This window comes from Nonomuraea sp. LP-02 (genome assembly GCF_036289125.1).
Classification (GTDB): Bacteria; Actinomycetota; Actinomycetes; order Streptosporangiales; family Streptosporangiaceae; genus Nonomuraea; species Nonomuraea bangladeshensis.
Map to the genome: position 1 here is coordinate 1815952 of NZ_JAXCLK010000001.1, position 19552 is coordinate 1835503.

18 protein-coding genes are annotated in these 19552 nt (G+C 73.4%); 5 read left to right on the plus strand and 13 right to left on the minus strand.

The genetic code is table 11. The features are described from left to right. Positions 1-21 precede the first annotated feature (21 nt). Genes SMD20_RS08495 through SMD20_RS08525 form a run of 7 tightly spaced genes read right to left on the minus strand, consistent with a single transcriptional unit; the run spans position 22 to position 8940 of the window. Positions 22-1755, minus strand: coding sequence for a hydantoinase B/oxoprolinase family protein (locus SMD20_RS08495; RefSeq protein ID WP_329577285.1), 1734 nt, complete (start codon positions 1753-1755; stop codon positions 22-24). Continuing rightward, a complete protein-coding gene (locus SMD20_RS08500) occupies positions 1752-3803 on the minus strand; it encodes a hydantoinase/oxoprolinase family protein (RefSeq protein WP_329577288.1) in 2052 nt (683 codons plus the stop codon). Before SMD20_RS08500 ends, SMD20_RS08495 begins: the two co-directional genes overlap by 4 nt. Then, a complete protein-coding gene (locus SMD20_RS08505) occupies positions 3800-5089 on the minus strand; it encodes an amidohydrolase family protein (protein ID WP_329577291.1) in 1290 nt (429 codons plus the stop codon). Before SMD20_RS08505 ends, SMD20_RS08500 begins: the two co-directional genes overlap by 4 nt. A gap of 8 nt (positions 5090-5097) precedes the next feature. Then, positions 5098-6255, minus strand: coding sequence for an NAD(P)/FAD-dependent oxidoreductase (locus SMD20_RS08510; RefSeq protein ID WP_329577294.1), 1158 nt, complete (start codon positions 6253-6255; stop codon positions 5098-5100). Beyond that, a complete protein-coding gene (locus SMD20_RS08515; RefSeq protein ID WP_329577297.1) occupies positions 6252-7712 on the minus strand; it encodes an FAD/NAD(P)-dependent oxidoreductase in 1461 nt (486 codons plus the stop codon). Before SMD20_RS08515 ends, SMD20_RS08510 begins: the two co-directional genes overlap by 4 nt. Further along, on the minus strand, positions 7709-7996 hold the full coding sequence (locus tag SMD20_RS08520) for a (2Fe-2S)-binding protein (protein ID WP_329577300.1): 288 nt from the start codon (positions 7994-7996) through the stop codon (positions 7709-7711). Before SMD20_RS08520 ends, SMD20_RS08515 begins: the two co-directional genes overlap by 4 nt. Continuing rightward, positions 7993-8940 carry a dihydrodipicolinate synthase family protein gene (locus tag SMD20_RS08525; protein WP_329577303.1) on the minus strand — a complete coding sequence of 316 codons (948 nt, stop codon included), beginning with the start codon at positions 8938-8940 and terminating at the stop codon, positions 7993-7995. The genes SMD20_RS08520 and SMD20_RS08525 overlap by 4 nt, the downstream gene beginning before the upstream one ends. 197 nt (positions 8941-9137) lie before the next feature. On the opposite strand from SMD20_RS08525, the gene SMD20_RS08530 reads away from it, so the two are divergent. Beyond that, positions 9138-10181 (plus strand): LacI family DNA-binding transcriptional regulator, encoded by a 1044-nt coding sequence (locus SMD20_RS08530; RefSeq protein ID WP_329577306.1) that lies wholly within the window; start codon positions 9138-9140, stop codon positions 10179-10181. Between the two features lie 103 nt (positions 10182-10284). On the opposite strand, the gene SMD20_RS08535 is transcribed toward SMD20_RS08530, so the two are convergent. Together SMD20_RS08535 and SMD20_RS08540 are read right to left on the minus strand one after the other, a co-directional pair. Beyond that, positions 10285-11121 carry a hypothetical protein gene (locus tag SMD20_RS08535; RefSeq protein WP_329577309.1) on the minus strand — a complete coding sequence of 279 codons (837 nt, stop codon included), beginning with the start codon at positions 11119-11121 and terminating at the stop codon, positions 10285-10287. Continuing rightward, complete coding sequence (locus SMD20_RS08540) at positions 11121-11675, minus strand: RNA polymerase sigma factor (RefSeq protein WP_329577311.1); 555 nt, start codon at positions 11673-11675, stop codon at positions 11121-11123. Before SMD20_RS08540 ends, SMD20_RS08535 begins: the two co-directional genes overlap by 1 nt. A 164-nt stretch (positions 11676-11839) precedes the next feature. Between SMD20_RS08540 and SMD20_RS08545 the strand changes: the two genes are divergently transcribed. Beyond that, positions 11840-12085 carry a hypothetical protein gene (locus SMD20_RS08545; protein ID WP_329577314.1) on the plus strand — a complete coding sequence of 82 codons (246 nt, stop codon included), beginning with the start codon at positions 11840-11842 and terminating at the stop codon, positions 12083-12085. A gap of 192 nt (positions 12086-12277) precedes the next feature. Here the strand turns inward: SMD20_RS08545 and SMD20_RS08550 are convergent, their stop codons facing one another. Then, positions 12278-12499 carry a hypothetical protein gene (locus SMD20_RS08550; RefSeq protein WP_329577316.1) on the minus strand — a complete coding sequence of 74 codons (222 nt, stop codon included), beginning with the start codon at positions 12497-12499 and terminating at the stop codon, positions 12278-12280. 70 nt (positions 12500-12569) lie between these two features. On the opposite strand from SMD20_RS08550, the gene SMD20_RS08555 reads away from it, so the two are divergent. Continuing rightward, entirely contained in the window at positions 12570-13451 is an 882-nt protein-coding gene (locus SMD20_RS08555; RefSeq protein WP_329577317.1) for a helix-turn-helix transcriptional regulator, read from the plus strand. Here the strand turns inward: SMD20_RS08555 and SMD20_RS08560 are convergent, their stop codons facing one another. After that, on the minus strand, positions 13452-14888 hold the full coding sequence (locus SMD20_RS08560; RefSeq protein ID WP_329577320.1) for an FAD/NAD(P)-binding protein: 1437 nt from the start codon (positions 14886-14888) through the stop codon (positions 13452-13454). It abuts the gene before it with no gap. A 178-nt stretch (positions 14889-15066) separates the two neighbouring features. Between SMD20_RS08560 and SMD20_RS08565 the strand changes: the two genes are divergently transcribed. Beyond that, positions 15067-16164, plus strand: coding sequence for a helix-turn-helix transcriptional regulator (locus tag SMD20_RS08565; protein WP_329577323.1), 1098 nt, complete (start codon positions 15067-15069; stop codon positions 16162-16164). Positions 16165-16194: 30 nt separating this feature from the next. On the opposite strand, the gene SMD20_RS08570 is transcribed toward SMD20_RS08565, so the two are convergent. Both SMD20_RS08570 and rsgA read right to left on the minus strand, forming a co-directional pair. Continuing rightward, the gene (locus SMD20_RS08570) at positions 16195-16707 is read right to left on the minus strand and encodes a GNAT family N-acetyltransferase (RefSeq protein ID WP_329577326.1); all 513 of its coding nucleotides are present in this window, start codon (positions 16705-16707) and stop codon (positions 16195-16197) included. Between the two features lie 41 nt (positions 16708-16748). Beyond that, a complete protein-coding gene (gene rsgA, locus SMD20_RS08575) occupies positions 16749-17825 on the minus strand; it encodes a ribosome small subunit-dependent GTPase A (RefSeq protein ID WP_329577328.1) in 1077 nt (358 codons plus the stop codon). A 344-nt stretch (positions 17826-18169) separates the two neighbouring features. On the opposite strand from rsgA, the gene SMD20_RS08580 reads away from it, so the two are divergent. Then, complete coding sequence (locus SMD20_RS08580; RefSeq protein WP_329577333.1) at positions 18170-19438, plus strand: ABC transporter substrate-binding protein; 1269 nt, start codon at positions 18170-18172, stop codon at positions 19436-19438. Positions 19439-19552: the final 114 nt, after the last annotated feature.

Consider the following 19552-nt stretch of genomic DNA (forward strand, 5'->3'; position numbering starts at 1 on the left):
CCGGCGGTGGGCCCGGGGCGGTCAGGAACCCGGGGCGGCCGATCGCGACGCCCTGGCGGGTGTGGGCCGCCAGTCTCCGGAGGCGTCCACGACGACGCCGTAGATCCGCTCCGCCGCCTGCGCGCTGACGTAGCCGTCGAGCACGTCGGCGACCACGGCGGCCGGGTCGCGGTCGAGCGGGTCGCCGTAGCCGCCGCCGCCCGCGGTGCGGTTGACGAAGCGGTCCCCCGCCCGCATCGTCGCCCGGTACATGCCGACCCGCTTGGCCCGGTCGGTGCCCGGCCAGAGCACCATCTCGCTCGGCTCGGGCTCCTGTCCGCCGTCCAGCGCCCAGGGGCGGGTCTTGCTCTTCTTCTTCATCGACAGCACCTCGCCGTCGGCGAGGTAGCGGACCTGCCGCAGCACGCCGACGCCGCCGCGGTGGCGGCCGGCCCCGCCGGAGTCCGGGATCAGTTCGAGCCGCTCGTGGAAGACGGTCGACTTGTGCTCCAGGACCTCGATCGGGGTGTTGCGCACGACGCTCTGCGACGGGTGCTGCTGGGCGTTGGCGCCGTCGTGGTCCTTGTGCGCGCCCCAGCCGATGCCCTCGTTGTTGCTGATGACGAAGTCCGACCCGGTACGCGGGTCGTGGCCGAGCGCCATGAAGCCGGGCTCGTCGCCGCCCGAGGACGCCGGGATGCCGTCGAGCACCTGCGCCAGCGCCTTGTGCAGCAGCTCGAAGGCGACGATGCCGCTCCACTGCGTGAACGTCGCCACCGGGTACTGGGCGTTGAAGAAGTTGCCCGGGTCGGCCTTGACGGTCAGCGCCCGGTAGTGGCCGGCGTTGGACGGCTCGCGCGCCGTCGTCAGCTCCTTGAACGTGGCCTTGGCCAGGCTCTCGGTCGCGCCGATCGGCAGGTTGACCGGGCCGAGGACGGCGCCGTCGGAGCCGTTGAAGTCGACCTCCATGCGGTCGCCGTCGATGGTGACCTTGACCTCCATGCGGATGAGGTCGTCGGTGATGCCGTCGTCGTCGCAGTAGTCCGCGGCCGTCCACGTGCCGTCGGGCAGGGCGGCCACGGCCTTGCGGGCGACCCGCTCGCCGTGCTCGATGATCTGCCTGATGGCCTGGTCCACGGTGTCGCCGCCGAACTTCTCCCACACCTGGGCCAGCCGGTTCTCGCCGGTGCGCAGCGCCGCGAGCTGGGCGTGGAAGTCGCCGATGGTCAGGTCGGGCAGGCGCGAGTTGAAGCGGATCAGCTCGATGATGTCCCGCACGACCTCGCCCCGGCTGACGATCTTCGTGCCCGGGAAGATGAGGCCCTCCTGGTGCATGTCGGTCGAGTCCAGGACGTAGCCGGGGGCCTTGGCGCCCAGGTCCATCCAGTGGGCGCGGACCGCCAGGTAGGCCGCCGGGCCGTCGTGCCCGTCGCGGAACACCGGCGCGAACAGCATCGCGTCGTAGGAGTGGGCGCCGCTCCAGTACGGGTAGTTCAGCAGGTAGACGTCGCCGGGCGCGAGGTTGTCGCGGCCGACGTACTCCACGCCCTTGACGATGGCGTAGTCGTTGGCGCCCAGGAAGGACGTGATGCCGGCCGCCTCGGCGGTCAGGTCGAGGTCGGCGTTGTAGATCGAGATGCCGAAGTCGAGCACCTCGTAGATGACCGGGTTGAACGCCGCCCGCACCAGGGTGCGGCGCATCTGCTCGCCCACCGAGACCAGGTAGTTCCTGATCACCTCGACGGTGGCGCCGTCCAGCCGCTCGCCCGTGCTCATGCCTGGCCTCCCGTGATCACCAGTTGCCCGTATCGGTCGACGGTGAGCTGCTGGTCTCCGAAGATGACCGTGGTGGAGGTGCCTTCCTCCACGATGGCCGGCCCGCTCACCTCGTGGCCGGCGCCCAGGGTGGCGCGCGCGTACACCGGGAAGGCGACCGTCTCGCCGGAGGCGACGTCGAACGCGGGGCGCTCGCCGATCGGCTCGGGGACGGCGCTGCCGGCGGGCGGCAGCTCGCGCAGGCCCGGCTTGGACAGCCGGCCGACCGCGCGCACCCGCAGCGTCAGGATCTGGCCGGGCTCCGGCATCGCGTGGCCGTAGCGGGCCTCGTGCTGCTCGCTGAAGCGGGCCAGCACGGTGGCCGCGGTGTCGCCGGGCGCCAGGTCGATGCCGAGGCTGTGCTCCTGGCCGTGGTAGCGCACGTCCAGGCGGCGGATCAGGGTGCGGTCCTCGGGCTTGACGCCCTGCGCGGACAGCACCTCCTCGCCCTGGCCCTCCAGCTCGGCGAACGCCTCCTCCAGCCCGGCCAGCGTCTCGTCGCTGAGGGGGCGCAGGACGGTGGTGGCGAACTCGTACTCCAGGTCCGACATGAGCATGCCGAAGGCGGAGAACGCGGCCGGCACCTGCGGCACGATCGTGGTCGCGATGCCCATCTCGCGGGCCAGCATGGGCGCGAGCAGCGGCCCGGCCCCGCCGAAGGCCAGCAGCGCGAACTCGCGCGGGTCCAGCGCCCGCTCCACGGTGATCTCGCGCAGCGCGCCCACCGTGCGGGCCAGCAGCACCTGGAAGACGCTCGCCGCGGCCTTGGTCACGTCCACGCCGAGCGGGTCGGCGAGCTTGGCCGCGACGGCTTCGCGGGCGGCGTCGGCGTCGATCGTCATGTCGCCGTCGAGGAACCCCGACGGGTCGAGGTAGCCGAGGACGAGCGCCACGTCGGTCACGGTCGGCTCGGTGCCGCCCGCCCGGTAGGCGACCGGTCCCGGCACCGCGCCGGCGCTGTGCGGGCCGACCTTCAGCAGGCCCTCGTCGATCCAGGCGATGGAGCCGCCGCCGGCGCCGACGGTGCGGATGTCGAAGATCGGGATGAGCAGCGGGAAGCCGTCGATGCCGGCCTCGTGCACCTCGCCGGGCTCGCCGTCCTCGATCACGCAGCAGTCCAGGCTGGTGCCGCCGACGTCGAACGTGATCACTTTGGCCAGGTTCTGCTCGCGGGCCAGGAAGGAGGCGCCGACGACGCCGCCCGCCGGTCCGGACAGCACCGTCATGAGCGGCGCCTGGCGGGCCAGCTCGGAGGTCATCGCGCCGCCGCCCGAGCGCATGATGTGCAGCGGGTGGGTCAGCCCGGCGTCGTTCAGCCGCGACTCCAGGGTGGCGATGTAGTCGTTCAGCACCGGCCGGATGTAGGCGTCGAGGGTGACGGTGCTGGTGCGTTCGTACTCGCGGTACTCGCGGGTGATGTCGGTCGAGGTCGAGACCGACACCTCGGGGTAGGCCTCGCGCAGGATGCGTGCCGCGAGCCGCTCGTGCTCGGGGTTGGCGTAGGAGTGCAGGAAGCAGACGGCCAGCGAGCGCAGGCCGTGCTCCTCGACCAGCAGCCGGCCGGCCTCGCGGACCGCGTCCTCGTCCAGCGGCTCGATCACCGTGCCCTGGGCGTCGATGCGGCCCGGCACGCCGGTGCGGTGGCGGCGGGGGACGAGGGGCGGCGGCGGGGCGTAGGAGAAGTCGTACATGTGCTGGGCGGGCACGTTGGCGCGGGCGATCTCCAGCAGGTCGCGGAAGCCCTCGTTGGTGATGATCCCGACGTCGGCGCCGCGCCGCTGCAGGATCGCGTTGAGCCCGAGCGTGGTGCCGTGGACGAACGCCTCCACGTCGTCCAGCCGGCCGGCGAGCCCGCCGACGGCGTCGAGCACGCCGCGCGCGGGGGCGTCGGGGGTGGTGGAGGCCTTGTGCAGCCGCAGCTCGCCGGTGGCGTCGTCGTAGGAGATCGCGTCGACGAACGTGCCGCCGATGTCGACGGCGAAGCGGGTGCGGCCGGGGTCCTGGCTCACTGGGCGCCCTCCGTGGGGTGAATGTCGGGAACGGCGGGCAGGTCGTCGCGGACGATCCGCCCGGCCTGCATGACGAGGGAGATCCGGCGCAGCGCGGAGAGGTCGCTCAGCGGGTCGCGCTCGGTGACGATCAGGTCGGCGAGGTGGCCCTCCTCGACGGCGCCGGCCTGCCCCCGCAGGCCGACCAGCCGGGCGGCTTCGAGGGTGCCGGAGCGCAGCGCCTGCTCGGTGCTGAGCCCCGCCTCGGCCAGGAACTCCATCTCCCGGACCGCGACGACCGTGTCCTCGATGGGCTCGCCGGGCGGGTAGTCGGTGCCGGCCAGGAACGTGATGCCCGGCCGCTCCGGGTCGTCGGGGTCGGCGACGCCGGCCGCGATGGCGGTGCGGATGCTGGCCAGGTGCCCGGGGCCGACCTCCAGGGCCCGCTCGATCTGCCAGGGGGTGAAGGAGTGCTCGGCCATCCACTCGGGGCAGCGGGTCACGCACAGCGTCGGCGTCAGGTACACCCGCTGGGCGGCCATCTGCCGGGCGGTGTCGGCGTCGAGCTCGTAGGCGTGCTCGTAGCCGCGCACGCCCGCGCTGAGCGCCTCGCGGATCGCCGAGCCGGCGCCGGCGTGGGCGGTCACGTACGTGTTGTGCTCCTCGGCGGCGCGGACCACGGCCCGCATCTCGTCGATCGTCATCTGCGCGCCGGTGAACGACTCGCCCTGGTGGGCGATGCCGCCGGTGATGAAGATCTTGATGAGGTCGGCGCCGGCGGCCAGCTCGGCGCGGGCGGCCCGCAGGAAGGAGTCGTAGCCGTCGGCGTAGACGCAGGCGCTGCCGTGGCCGTGCCCGCCGGTCGTGGAGATGGCGCGGCCGGCGCCCACGATCCGCGGCGCCTCCACCCATCCCTGGCCGGCGGCGGTGCGGACGAGGAGGTCGGCGCGGTTCTGCTCGTGCACGGAGCGGATGGTGGTGACGCCCGCGTACAGCGCGTCACGGGCCCGGGACAGGGCGCGCAGCGCCGTGATGCCGGAGTCCTCCGCCTCGTCGGTGGCCGAGAACGGGTAGACCACCGACAGGTGCGTGTGCACCGAGATCAGGCCGGGCAGCAGGTAGCGTCCGCCCAGCCGCACGGTGCGCGCCCCGGGAGGCGGGGCCTCGGCGGTGATCCGGTCGATCCGCCCGCCCTGGACGACGACGTTGGTGTCCCGCCGGACCTTGCCCGACCGCACGTCCACGACATGCCCGCCGGACAGCCACACCGGCTCGTTCGCGGGCGCTCGCCCGTCTGTCGCTGTCACCTGTCTCCTCATCTCTTCTTCTCGGGGAGGTTCTGCATGAGCCGCTCCGGTCCCAGGTCGGAGATGTCCACGGGCGGCTCGGCGCCGGCCACGAGGCGGCGCAGGGTCTCCGCCCACAGGGGGGCGAAGGTGAACGCGTACGTGCCGCCCGCGACGAGAAACCCGGGGCTGCCCGGCACCTCGCCGATCACCGGCATCTCGTCGGGGGTGGCGGCGAGCGGCCCGGCCCACGCCCGCAGCAGGCGCAGCCCGCGGACGAACGGCAGGATCCGCACGGCCAGCGCCATGTTGCCCACCATGCTGTCCACGCCCGCGTCGCTGCGGCCGTCGAGGTTCAGCCGGCGGGCCGGCCAGCCGCCGCCGACCAGCAGGTTGCCCGCGCTGACCTGTTTGACCGACAGGCCCTCGCCGATGTGCTGGACCAGGTGCGGCAGCCCGGCGGGGGAGCGGACGGTGGCGTGCATCTGGATCGCCACCGGGGCCAGGTCGAGCGTGATCCCCGCCAGCGCGGCGATCCGGTGCAGCCACGGCCCGGCCACGTCGATCACCACCGGCGCCACGACCTGCCGCGCGCCGGCCGTCACCCGCCAGCCGCCGCCGTCGCGGGCGACGCCGGTGACCGGCGCGAACGGCACCAGCTCGGCGCCGTGCCGCACCGCGTCGGCCAGGTAGGCCGGGGTGACCTTCAGCGGGTTGGCGTAGCCGTCGAGCGGGCACCAGGTGGCGGCGGCGACGCTCGGGCCGAGCTGGGGCAGCGCCGCGCGGGCCGCGTCGCCGTCGAGGATCTCGGTGGTGATGCCCGCCGCGTCCTCCCATGCCTGCTTGTCGTGCAGCTCGCGGACCTGGGCGGGGGTCTCGGCGACGGTGAAGCCGCCGCTGCGGCGCAGCTCGACCGAGGCGTCCAGGTCGTCCTCCACGTCCTGCCACAGGTCGCTCGCGGCGCGTTGCAGCGGCGTGAAGCGGGCGCTGTCCAGGGGGACGGCCTGGCCGGGCCGGCGGGTGTGGACCGCCTGCACGTGCAGGTTGCCCGCGGTGGTGCCGGAGCCCTCGCGGCCGGGGGCGCCGCGTTCCAGCACCACGACCCGGTGGCCGTCGCGGGCGAGCCGGCTGGCCGCCGACGCGCCGAGCACGCCGGCGCCGATGATCACCACGTCGGCGGTCGTCATGCGGCCTCCCCTTCGCCGGCCGGCTCCGTCCGGGCCATCTCCGTCCGGGCCTGCTCAGATCGGGCCTGCTCAGATCGGGCCTGCTCGGGTGCGGCCATCTCCAGGAGGGTCGTCACCGGGACGGGGCGGACCGGGAGGCGGGACGGGAAGACGTCCGGGGACGTCCTGGCCACGGCCGAGACGGCGAAGCCGCACTCGCGGCCCTGGCAGGGGCCCATGCCCGCGCGGGTCCACGCCTTGGTGGCGTTCACGTCGCCGGCGGTGGTCCCGGCGATCCTGCGGACCTCGCCGGCGGTGACCGCCTCGCAGCGGCACAGCGTGGCGGTGTCCGGCAGCGCGGCCGGCAGCAGCCTCGCCAGCTCGTCAGGAGCCGGGTAGAGCGCGTCGGTCAGCTTCTTGAAACGGTCCAGGCGGCGGCCGGTCCTGGCCAGGCCGTGCAGCTCGGCGGCGGGCACGTCGTGTCCCTCGCGGCCGAGGATGTCGAGAGCGGCCGCGAGGCCCCGGGCCGCCGCCGTGGGCGCGCCGCCGATGCCCGCCGCCTCGCCGATGACGTACACGTCGTCGCGGGTGGAGCGGCCGGAGGCGGTGAGGACCGGCGTCGCGTCGCCCGTCGCCGGGTCCGTACGCACCGCGCAGCCCAGCATCCTGGCCAGGTCGGACTGCGGGCGGAAGCCGTAGCCGACGCAGAGCGCGTCCACGGCGACCGTGCGCACCGCCCGCGTGGGAGCGGCGGTGGCGGCCAGCGTCACGGACGTGACCCGGTCGCCGCCGTCGGCGCGCACGACCACGGTGTCCTGCCAGAGGGGCACGCGGGCGCGGGCCAGGCGGGCGGCGTACCCGGCCAGCTCGCGCAGCCGCGCGGGGTGGCGTACGGCGCCGAGCGCCCGCAGGCCGGGCCGGTAGGGGTGGCCTGCCTCGGCGATCCCGGCGACGTTCACGCCGAGGGCCAGCAGCGAGCAGGCGACGGGAAGAAGGAACGGTCCAGAGCCGGCCAGCAGCACGTGCTCGCCGACCGGCGTGTGGTCGGCGGCGGCCAGGTGCTGGGCGAAGCCGGGCGTGGTCACGCCGGGCAGCTGCCAGCCGGGGAAGGGGAAGGGGCGCTCGTAGGCGCCGGTGGCGACGATCACGTACCGGCCGCGCAGGCGCACCGGGTGCTCGGCGGGGTCGGAGACCAGCAGCGTGCGGCCGTCGTCGTCGACGCCCCAGACCAGGTGGCCGGTGCGGCACTCGACGCCCGCCGCGCGTACGGCCTCGACCAGGCGGCGGCCCTCGGGACGGTGCTCGCCCCAGACGCGGGCGACCTCGGGGGCCGGCCGGCGGAAGTACTGGCCGCCCAGCTCGGGCTGCTCGTCCAGGACGGTCACGCTCAGCCCCGCGCCGGCCAGCCGGCGGGCCGCGGCGAGCCCGGCGGGGCCGCCGCCGACGATCACGACGTCCCGCTCCTCGTGGCGGGTCATGGCCGTTCCTCCGCGCCGGCCGTCTCGACGCGCATGCCGGGACGCACCGGGGTCAGGCAGGCCCGTACGCCGGGACGCCCGTCCACGGTCACCTCGCACTCCAGGCAGATCCCCATGCCGCAGAACGGGCCACGTGGCTCGTCGCTGACCGGGTTGTGGCGGAAGGTCCAGACGCGGTCGCCGACGAGCGCGGCGGCCAGGCTGACGCCCTTGACGGCGTTCACCGGCCGGCCGTTGACCTCGATCGTGACCGTGCTCGGGGTGGCCGGTGCCTTCGCGCTCATCCCCGGGCTCCGAGCGCGGCCTTCAGGCCCGACTCGGTGAGCACGGCGTCGATCGCGCGCAGCCTGGCCTCGTCCTCGATCGGCAGCAGCGGCGGCCGTACGTGGCCGCCGGGCTGGCCGAGCAGCCGCATGGCGGCCTTGAGCTGGGCGATGGGCGAGCCGAACACGCCGCTGTAGTCGGGGTTGATCAGCCGCGAGGACAGCGCGGTGTAGCGGTCGGCCCAGGCGCGGGCGGCGCCGGCGTCGCGGGCGGCGACCGCCTCGTAGTAGGGGACGGCGAACGGGGCGCCCATGCCGCCGCCGTCGATGTTGCCGTCGCCGCCGAGCTCCATGAGCACGGCCAGGCCGCGCCGGTGCAGGAAGCTGCCGAACACCCGGACCCGGTCGCTGACCGCCTCGACCGTGCCGAGCATGCGCAGCCAGTCGCCGGTGCTGTCCTTGATGGCGACGACGTTGTCCAGGTCCGCCAGCCGCGCGGCCAGTCCCGGATGGGCGGAGATGTCCACGGCGACGCCGCGCGGCCAGTTGTAGACCATGAACGGCAGGGCGGTGGCCGAGCTGACGCGGTCGTAGAAGTGCACGATCTCGTCCGGCCCCGGGTGGACGTACGGCGGGGGCGTGGCCAGCAGCCCGTCGGCGCCCGCCTCGGCGGCGTGGCGGGCCAGGGCGATCGCCTCGTCCGGGGTGTAGGCGGTGACGCCGGCGATGACGGGGAAGCGGCCGGCGACCTCGTCCACCGCGATCTCGACGACCCGGCGGCGCTCGTCGGTGCTCTGGCTGAACCACTCGCCGGTGCTGCCGTTGACCAGGACCCCGTGCACTCCCTGCGCGGCGTACAGGCGCAGGAGCGCGCGCCAGGCCTCCTCGTCGAGGAGCCCGTCGGCGGTGAAGGGTGTGGGGGCGGCCGGCCAGTAGCCGTGCCAGGTGACGTCGTCGCGGTCCATGCGGTTTCTCGACCTCGCGGGGTTGGTTTGGGATCGATTGCACAAGGTTGTAGCACCGTGTTGATTCCGGTCAAGAGGGAATATGGGTTTTTACTCGGAGAAATATCGCTGTTACATCGACGCACTGGCGATCTTCTGGCAGGATCCACGTGCATAATGGGATCGATCCCAAAGATCCACACCAGACAGGGGAGACGATGCGGATCGGACTGAAGGAGGTCGCAGCGGAGGCCGGAGTGTCCCGCAGCACCGCCTCACGCGCCCTCAGCGGATCCCCGCTGATCTCCGCCGAGACCCGCGCGGCCGTCGAGCAGGCCGCGGCCCGGCTCAACTACCAGCCCAACCGGCTGGCCGGCGCCCTGCGCTCGCGGCAGTCCCACCTGGTGGGCCTGGTGCTCAACAACCTCATCAACGCCTCCTTCCACACGATCGCCGAGGTGGTCCAGCGCCGCGCCGCCGACGAGGGCTACCAGGTGATGCTCGGGATCACCGACGCCGATCCCGCGCGGGAGAAGGAGTTCCTGCGCACCCTCGCCTCGCACGGCGTGGACGGCCTCATCGTGATCGGCACCGGCAAGAACGGCGCCACCACCAACGCCCTGCTCGCCGAGGGCACCGGCGTGGTCAACGTGATACGCCGCCCGGCCGACAGCGCCGCGCCGTCCGTGCTGGCCGCCGACCGCGAAGGCGCCCACGCGGCCACCTCCCACCTGCTCGACCTCGGCCACGAACGCATCGGCTTCATCGGCGGCGAGCTCACCGCCGACTCGGGGCGCGAACGTTTCGCCGGCTACGAGCAGGCCCTGCGCGAACGCGGCCTCGCCGTGGAGGAGGCCCTGGTCGAACGCGGCCCCTTCGCCCCCGGCTTCGGCACCGAGGCCGTCACCCGGCTGCTGCGGCGCACCCCCCGGATGACCGCGCTGTTCGCGGCCAACCACGAGGCGGTGTTCGGCATCCTGCCCACGCTGGCCAGCACCGGGGTCTCCGTGCCCGGCGACCTGTCGCTCGTGTGCTACGAGGACATCTCCTGGCTGCGCTACTGGTCGCCCGCGATCACCGTGGTCGACAACGGCGCCGCCGAGCTGGGCGAGCTGGCCATGAACCTTTTACTGCAGCAGATGAAGCACGCCGACGGCGCGCGCGACGGCGCCCAGGAGGCCCGCAACGGCCGGGCGTACCGGGTGGGTGCGCAGCTCATCATCCGCGACTCCACCGCGCCCCCTGCCCGTTCCGAGGGCTGAACGCCAGGGCGGCCCCGCCAGGGCGAGTGAAAGGAGCCGGCGCGGCGCTCTCGGGCGCCACGCCGGCAGGAGGAGCCTCGTCCGCGAGGCTTCCGCGTGCGGATCAGCAGCGGGGCTGCGCCTCCTGGTCCACGGTGCGCGGCTCGGGGCCGACCAGCAGGAGCGCCTCGCCGTCGGCGCTCATGACGCCGTCGTGCACGTACCAGCCGGCGGGGGCCGAAGGCTGCGCTCGCTGCCAGTCGGCGACGTACGACGGGGTCACGCCACGCTCGCGCAACATCGCCCCGACCTCGGCCACGGACTTGTTGACGTAGGCCACGCAGTGCAGGGGCTCGCCGGGCATGGCGATGCCGGGCGGCATCCGGTACTTCTCGCCGGGCCTGGCCAGCCGGCCGAGTGTGATCTGGGCCTTCTTGTCGAAGTCGGCCGGCACCTTGACGCCGATCGGGCAGCCGCCGGATCGGGCGCAGGATCCGGGGGCGTCGATGGTGGTGATCGGGCCCTCGGCGGGCACCGCCTCGCCGGCTCTCAGCCGGTCCAGGTCGTGCAGCACGAAGATCTGCCCGGCCTGGCTCGCGGAGGTCGCCACCACTTCGAGCGTGATGTCCAGGCCCCTGTCCTTGAGCTCGCGCTGGTACACCTCGGGCTCGGCCATCAGGTCCTTGACCGTGATCACGTAGTCGCCGTCCACGAGCCGGATGTCGAGCGCCGCGGAGGCGGGCGCCTGGGCGACGCCGAAGGACAGCAGGGTCGCCAGCGCGGCCAGGGCCGGCACGGTCGCCCACGCCCGGCGCCGGCGGGGCGCGCGGACCTGAGCGGTGGCGCTGGAGGCGGTGACCGAGTGCGCCGTGATCTCCTCCAGCAGCTCCCTGCCGATCGGCGTCATGCCGGGGCCGGCATCGGAGGCGAGGCTCGCCACCAGGCGGTCGAGGTCGTGCATCAGATCGCTCCCTTCGTCAGCTCCATGGCGCGCAGTCCGATGGCGGCGACATCGACGCCCGCCGCGCGCAACTCCCTGGCCAGGCGTTTACGTGCGCGGTGCAGCCGCAGCCGGGCGGCCCCGCGCGAGCACCCCAGGACCGTGGCGACCTCGTCCGAGCCCAGCCCTTCCCAGCCGGCCAGCGAGAGGATTTCGCGATCGTCGGGGCTCAGCCGCGCGAACGCCTCCCGAACGCCGGGAAGCACACCGCCGGGCCGGTCCGGCTCCGCCCATGCGGCCAGCTCCCGGCCGAGCCGTTCCACCAGCTCGCCGCGGCGCGACTCGGCCCGGCGGCCGTTGGCCAGCACGCGCCGGGCCACGCCGAACAGCCACAAACGCGCGTCCCGCCCGTCGGGGATGTCGTCGAGGCGGCGCCAGGCCGTGGTGAACGTCTCGGCCAGGGCGTCGGCGGCGTCGTCCGGTGAGTTCGTACGCCGCCTGACATAGGCGAGGATGTCGGCATAGTGGGCAACGTAGATCACCTCGAAGCGCCGCTTGCGGTCAGGGGGAGTCACGCTGCCTTCTCTCGTCCGGGGTCCCGACACCCTGTACCTGTCCGGACCGTCCGGATCGTTTCACCCCGATTTCTGGCGGCGTCGGATGCGAGACTCCGCGCCATGGATCCCCTACTTCCGGGCGGGCGAGAAGAGGCGAGGATCGTCCGCGGGGAGCTCCGGGCATGGCTGGTGAACGTGGACTTCACGGGGACGCGCTTCCGTTGCTTCGGCGCCCGCGGCAGCGCGTTCGACGGCTGCGACTTCTCGGGCGCCGCCGCACCCGCTTCGCGGAGTACACCTTCTTCGGCAATGTGCGGTTCGAGCGGTGCGTGTTCGACCGATCCCGGCTGCGGCAACAGACGGCCACCTTCGATGCCGAGTTCGTCGACTGCGTCTTCATCGGCCGCGTACGCGCGATGAACTTCTAACTCCTTCCGCCACATCGACCTGCGGGCCCAGCGCTTCCCCGGCCTACCCGGGTACGCGCTCCTCGACCGGATCGCCGAGCGGGTGAGTGCGGTGCTGCCGCTGGTGGACGGCTGGCCGGACGACGAGCACCGCCAGAAGGCCCGTTTCGCGCTGGACTTCCTCGCGGACTCGGCGTACGAGTGGAACGACGATCAGGCTCTGGTGAGCCCGGCGAGCATGGGCCGCAAGTTGCCGCCCGCCCTCCGGGAGGAGCTGTTCGCCACGGCGACCGTCTCCGGCCTCACCCGGTCCACGCCCGCCCCCTCACCGTCGTCGGCCACGACCTCACTGTCGCCGAACTCGCTGACGTCGCGCCCGCTCAGCTCGGCCACCAGGTCGCCGAGATCGGCGATCCAGCCCTTGCAGACGCCCATGGCCGGACACCTTAGCGGGGGGACAACCTCGACCCCCTTCACGCTCCGGCCGCTGCCTACGATGGGAAAGGTGGACAACCGAGACGAGATCCGCGACTTCCTCGCCACCCGCCGCGCGAAGATCACCCCGCAGCAGGCCGGGCTGGCGCCCGGGACCCGCCGCCGGGTGCCCGGCCTGCGGCGTGAGGAAGTCGCGGTCCTGGCCGGAGTGAGCACCGACTGGTACACCCGTCTGGAGAAGGGGCACATCAGCGGCGTCTCGGAAGAGGTGCTGAACGCCGTCGCCCGGGCGCTCCAGCTCGACGCCGCCGAGCGGGCCCACCTGTTCGACCTGGCTCGCGCCGCGAGCGCCCGGCCGCGGTCCCGCCCGCCCGCGCAGAAGGTCCGTACGGGACTGCAGCGGATGCTGGACGCCATGAGCGACGCGCCGGCCATCATCCGCAACGGCCGCATGGACATCGTGGCCGCCAACCAGCTCGGCCGTGCCATGTACTGGCCGGTCTTCCAGCAGCGGCGAACCGGCCCGCCCAACATCGCGCGCTTCCAGTTCCTCGACCCCGCCGGGCGGGACTTCTTCCCGCAGTGGGACACCGCCGCCGACACCATCGTCGCCCTCCTGCGCACCGAGGCCGGCCGTGACCCGTACAACAAGGACCTGACCGACCTGATCGGCGAGCTGTGCACGCGCAGCGACGACTTCCGCGGCCGATGGGCCCAGCACGACGTCCGCCTGCACCACACCGGAACCAAGACCTTCCACCACCCGGCGATCGGCGAGCTGATCCTGGACTACGAGTCCATGGACCTGCACGCCGATCCCGGTCTCAACCTGACCGTCTACACGGCCGCCCCCGACACTCCCGCGCACGACGCGTTGCGCCTGCTCGCCAGCTGGGCCGCCACCCAGGAGAACGCCGCCCGCTCCCCGCACGACGAGCGATCGCCCCACTGATCAGCCGGTGCGCGTGGCCAGCAGTCCGCTGACGGCACGGGCGCCCGCCGCGGCGACTCCGGGGATGCCCGAGGTGATGAACGGACCGCCGCCGGCCAGGTCGCCCACCACGTGCAGGCGCGGGTCGGCGGGGATCAGCCCTCCCGAGGGGTGCAGCGCGGCCAGCCCGCCGGAGAGCAGGGACGTGACCAGCGGCTCGGCCGCGCGGGGCACCGCCTTGGGCGGCGGGTTCACGGCGTTGACGACGACGTCGGCGTTCAGGTCGCCGCCGTCGCCCCGGACCCGGAACCCTCCCTCCGCGGCCTCGATCTTGCGTACGCCCGCCATGACGCTGAGCTGCCCGGATTCGAACAGCCGCAGCAGCGCGGCGGCGTTCACCGGGACCATGGGCGAAGCGACGCTGGTGGCCAGCCGGAAGTGCCCGCGCAGCCGTTCCCGGTCGGGCTCGGGCAGCAGCCGCCAGGCGTAGGGGCCGACGGTGTGCGCGGTCTCCTGGAGCACCCGCCGCCCGATGCGCGGGTCGCCGACGGCGGCCAGTTGCCGCCGCAACCGCCGTACGGGTTCCTCCGATCCCGCCGCCAGCAGCTCGGCCGTGAAGTGCGCGAAGTCCTCGCCCGCTTCGGCCAGTTCGGCGCGAAGCAGCCCGGCGAGGTCGTCGAGGGTGATGCCACCGTGCTCGCGGCACAGTGCCTCCACCCGTTCGACGGTCACGTGCACGGGCCGGTGGCCGAGCGGACGCTGCCAGACGTGGGGCAGCAGGCCGCTCCGCGACGCCAGCGTGATCGGCCCGGCGTGGCCGCGCGCGGCGAGCGACACCACCACGTCCACGGCGGTCAGCCCGCTGCCGATCACCGTGACGGCGGCCGCGGCCGGGACCTGGGCGAGCGTGTACGCCAGCGGATACGGATCACGCACGAACCCTGGAGCGCCGCCCAGGCCGTAGTGGTCCTGCGGGCTCCCACCGCCCACGCACAACGCCACCCGGTCGGCCGGGTGGTCGCGCCCGTCCTCGGTACGCAGCGTCAGCCCAAGGCCGTCGCCGGAGCGGGCCGCCGCGACGACCCGGGCGGCGACGAGCCGTGTCCGCCACCCCCGCTCGCGCAGCCGGGCCAGGGCGGCCTCGGCGGTGTCGGCCAGGTACGCGCCGTAGAGCGCGCGCGGCACCAGCGGCTGTCCCAGCAGGTCGTCCAGGTGGGCGGCGGCGCGCTCCCGGCCCAGCCAGGAGGCGTAGTGCCCGAAGTCCAGATGGCGGATCGACATGATGGCGGGCGGGGCGTTGACCAGCACGCCGTCCAGATCCGGCCCGTAGGGCCGGCCCCGCCACGGGTGCGCGGCCGGCTCGAACACGGTGACCTCCCCGATCCCCGTCTCGCTGACGGCCAGCGCGTCCAGCAGGCCGACCGCGGCGGCCCCGGCCCCGATGATCGCGATACGCACGACGTTTCTCCCTGTTCGTCCAAAAGGTCGCTTCGAGCCTCGGGGACGCCGGGACCGCGCTCCATTCCCTCCTTGCGGGGGATCGGCAGGAGCTGACCCCCTCACATGGGGGGTTGGCGAAGGAAGGAAGAACCGGCAAGCTGACCCACGTCGTGCCCCAGCACCTGGAGGAAATCCGATGACCCACCCGCCCCGCCACGCCGGGATCCTGCCGGCCGCCGAGCGGGCCGCCGACGCGCTGGAGCTCTTCAGCCGCGCGTCGGCCGGGCTGCGGCGGCACCTGCCGTTCGACGCCGCGGTGTGGACGGCCACCGATCCGGAGACGGGCCTGGTCACCGCACCCATGCTGGTGGAGAACCTCGGCTCGGGCGAAGAATGCGGCGTCTACTGGGAGAGCGAGCTGCTGGAGGAGAACGTCCTGCCGTTCCGTGACCTCGCCCGCGCGGCCGTGCCCGTGGCCGGGCTGCGCGCGGCCACCGGCGACCTGCCCTCACGCAGCGCCCGCTTCCGCCGGCTGCTCGACCGGCAGGGCGTGGACGACGAACTGCGGGCCGTGCTGCGGATCGGCCACCGGCCGTGGGGCGCGGTGAGCCTGTTCCGGATGCGGGGAGCGCCGGCGTTCGGCACGCGTGAGATCGCGCTGCTCGCCGAGCTGTCCGGACCGCTCGCCGGCATGCTGCGCCGGTTCGCCCGTCCGGGCGGGTCCGACATCGCGCCCGGCGCCGCCGCGCCCGGTCTGCTGCTGTTCGACGAGCACGGCGAGGCCACGTCGATCAACGAGGAGGCCCGGCGCTATCTCGCGCTGCTGCCGGATGGACCGTCCACGCCCACGGCGCTCGGGCTCAGCCTGCCCATCTGGCTGATCGGCGCCACGCTGCAGGCGCGAGCCGTCGCCCGGGGCCACGACCGGGGAGACGCCAGGATCCGCATCAGGACCCGTGACCAGCGGTGGCTGACCTGCCGCGCCTCATGCCTGGCCGGCCCCGGCGGACGGCCGGGCCCGACGGCGCTCGTCATCGAGCCCGCACCCGCCGCCGACCTGGCGGTCATCGTCGCCCAGGCGTACGGGCTGACGCCCCGCGAGTTCGAGGTCGCCCAGCTCGTGGCACGGGGCCTGCCGACCGCCGAGATCGCCACGGCCCTGTTCATCTCGCCCCATACCGTTCGCGGTCACCTCAAGGCCGTCTTCGGCAAGGCGGGGATCTCCAGCCGTGGTGAGCTCGTCGCGCACCTGTTCGCCGAGCCCTACGCCGGCGGACGGCCCCAGCCACGCTGAGGGCCGTCCGCCGCGTCGGAAAGCGACGGATCAGACGCCGAACGCCGCCGCGTAGCGGATGACGCCGCTCGGCACCGGCCACGCCGGATCGAGGGCGAGCGCCATCATGTACTTGTCCTCGACCTCGAAGGGCGGGCGGATGCCGTACCCGGAGGCCGGGGTGAAGCCGAAGCGCGGGTAGTACTCGGCGTGGCCGAGCACCACCACCAGGTTCTCGCCCTGCTCGCGGGCGGCGCGCAGGGCGGCGCGGATGGCGGCGGAACCCGCGCCCCGCCGCTGGTGCTCCGGCTCGACGGCGCACGGGCCCAGGGCGAGGGCGGGTGCGTCGCCGACGTGGCAGCGGGTGAGCAGCGCGTAGCCGGCGAGGTCACCGCCGGGGGTCTCGGCCAGCCAGGACAGGCCGGGCAGCCACGCCTGAGGGTCGGCCCGCAGCGCCTCGACGAGGTCGGCCTCGTGCGGGCTGGGGAAGGCGGCGAGGTTGACGGCGCGGATGGCGGCGACGTCGCCGGCGCTCTCGGGACGGGTGGTGAAGGAAGAGGTCATGGTCGGGTTCGTCTCCTTCTGCGGATGCGGGGCATGGCCGGTCATTGCTGCTGGTCCCGGAACCTGTAGGTGGCGCGCAGGTGGCTGGTGATGGCCTTCTTCTGGCTGACGCGCTCGTCGCGCAGCCGGGCATCGGTACGTGAGGCCGCCCAGGCGGTCTCCCGTTGCAGCTTCCGGTAGCTGCGCAGGCGGCGTTCGGGCAGTTCGCCCGCCGCGATGGCGGCCTGGACCGCGCACCCCGGCTCGGTGTCGTGGGCGCAGTCGCCGAAGCGGCAGTGCTCGGCGAGGTCCTCGATCTCGGCGAAGACCTGCTCCAGGCCGTCGGCGGCGTCGTACAGGCTGATGCCGCGCAGACCGGGCGTGTCGATGAGGACTCCGCCGCCGGGCAGGGGGAGCAGCTCGCGGCGGACGGTGGTGTGGCGGCCCTTGCCGTCCTGCGCGCGTACCGTGCCGGTGGCCAGCAGCTCCTCGCCGAGCAGCGTGTTGCCGAGGCTGGACTTGCCCGCCCCCGAGGGGCCGAGCAGCACGGTGGTGCCGCGCAGCAGCGCGGCCAGCGCGTCGATGTTGTGGCCGGTGGCGACGCTGGTGACTAGGACGTCAGCGCCGGGCGCCAGCGCCTCGGCCTCGGCGCGGATGTCCTCGGCGTCGTGGGCCAGGTCCGCCTTGGTCAGGGCGACCACCGGCTGCGCCCCGCTCTCCCAGGCCAGGGCGAGCAGCCGCTCCAGTTTGGCCGCGTCCAGGGGAGTGGCCAGCGACAGGGCGATGACGACCGTGTCGATGTTGGCGGCGAGCACCTGTCCGTGGGAGGACCTGGCCGCCGACGAGCGTACGATCGCGCTGCTCCGCGGCAGCAGCGCCACCAGGTGCGGCTCGGCGCCGGGGCGCAGCGCAGCCCAGTCGCCGGTGCAGGGGGTCAGGAGCGGGTCGGGCGGGTGCGGCGCGGCGAACGTGGCCCGCGTCGGGCCCGACGCGGTGATCGCCGTGCACAGGCCGCGGTCGACCCGGGAGATCCGGGCCGGGACGAGACCCGCTTCGTAGTGGTCGGTGAAGGTTCGGTCGAGTGCGCCGGTCCACCCGTACCGGGACAGGCCGGATGGATCGGTGTACGTGTGTGGCAACGTGAGACCCTTGCGGAGAAGGGGCCCCGACGAGACGCGGAGATCACCCCGCCCGGCTCAGGGCAGGGGGAGAAAATGGGTCAGACCGGGGCCCGGGACGTGAGGTTGGTCCGGGCGCTGCGCGGGGCAGCGGTCTTCACCGCGGTCATCGAACCTCACCTCCCTTCCACACTGATCCAATACCGAACGGACCGTAGCGTAGCACCCCGCTCAGGATCGGTCGTACCGCGCTCCGCGGCGTTGTAAGCTCCGACGTTCACGATGTCGATCTTCACGATGTCGATCATCGTGCTGTGCGACCACCGGACCGGAACAGGTCCTCCATCCCCTCAGGAGGCGAACCCGTGGGCTCTGGCAAGAAACCGCTGATGGCGACGGTGCTGGCCACCGTCGTGCTGTCGACCACCGTGGCGTGCGGCGGCGACGGCGGCAGAACCCAGCTGCGGTTCTTCTACTGGGGCAGCGAAGCGCGGCACGAGATGACGGAAGAGGCGATCAGGAAGTTCGAGGAGAAACACCCGGACATCGACGTCGTGGGCGAGTTCTCCGGCTTCGGTGACTACTACGAGACGCTGGCCACCAAGGTCGCCGCCGACCAGGCCCCGGACGTCATCACGCTCGAGATCCGCGGCCTGCGCGAGTACGCCGAACGCGGCACGCTGGCCGACCTCTCCGACATCGTCGACACCGCCGACATCGACGCCAAGGTGCTGGCCACCGGCACCATCGGCGGCAAGCGCTACGCCATCCCCACCGGCGTCAACGCCTGGTCCCTCGTCGTGGACCCGGAGGCGTTCCGCAAGGCGGGGCGGAAACTGCCGGACGACACCACATGGACCTGGAACGAGTACGCGGCTCTGGCGGCCGCGATCACCGCCGGGACCGGCGGCCGGATCTACGGCACGCAGCAGGCGTTCAACCCCGCCTTCCTGCAGATCTTCGCCGCCCAGCGCGGTGAGCGCTTCTACGACGGCAACAGGATCGGCGTCTCGCCCAGGACGTTGAAGGCGTGGTGGGCCCTGCAACGCAGACTGGTCGCCACCAAGGGCTCTCCCGGCGTCGCCAAGACCGTGGAGCTGGCCGCCCAGAACGTCGACCGTTCGCTGTTCGCCACCGGCAACGGCGCGATGGGCATGTGGTGGAGCAACGAGCTCGGCGCGATCAGCAAGGCGGCGGGCGGCAAGCAGGTCGGCCTGCTGCGCATGCCGAAGGCGGGCGACGCCGCGTCGGGCGGCATGTTCCTGCAGCCCGCGATGTTCTACACCGCCGCGGCGAAGTCCCCGCACCGGGCGGAGGCGGCCGCGTTCATCGACTTCATGGTCAACGATCCGGACGCGGGCGGGATCGTCCTCAGCGACCGCGGGCTGCCGGCCAACGCCAAGGTGCTGGCGGCGGTCACCGGCAAGCTTCCCGAGGTGGACAAGAAGACCGTGGCGTTCCTGAAGGAGATCGCGGGCGAGCTCACGGACCCGCCCTCCGCGCCGCCGAAGCTCGCCAGCGCCATGGAGGACATCCTCACGCGGTACACGCACGAGGTGCTGTTCGGCCGGATGACGCCGGACGCCGCCGCCCAGAAGTTCGTCACGGAGGCCAACGCCTCGATCGCCGGCTGAGGGACAGGGGCCAGGGGATCACTGACTCGCGGGTGCCGCGAATCGGCGGCGGAAAGTGCTCATTGGGTGAGCACTTTGCCTGGAAGCATCGATCTCACAAGCCACCGGACGGAA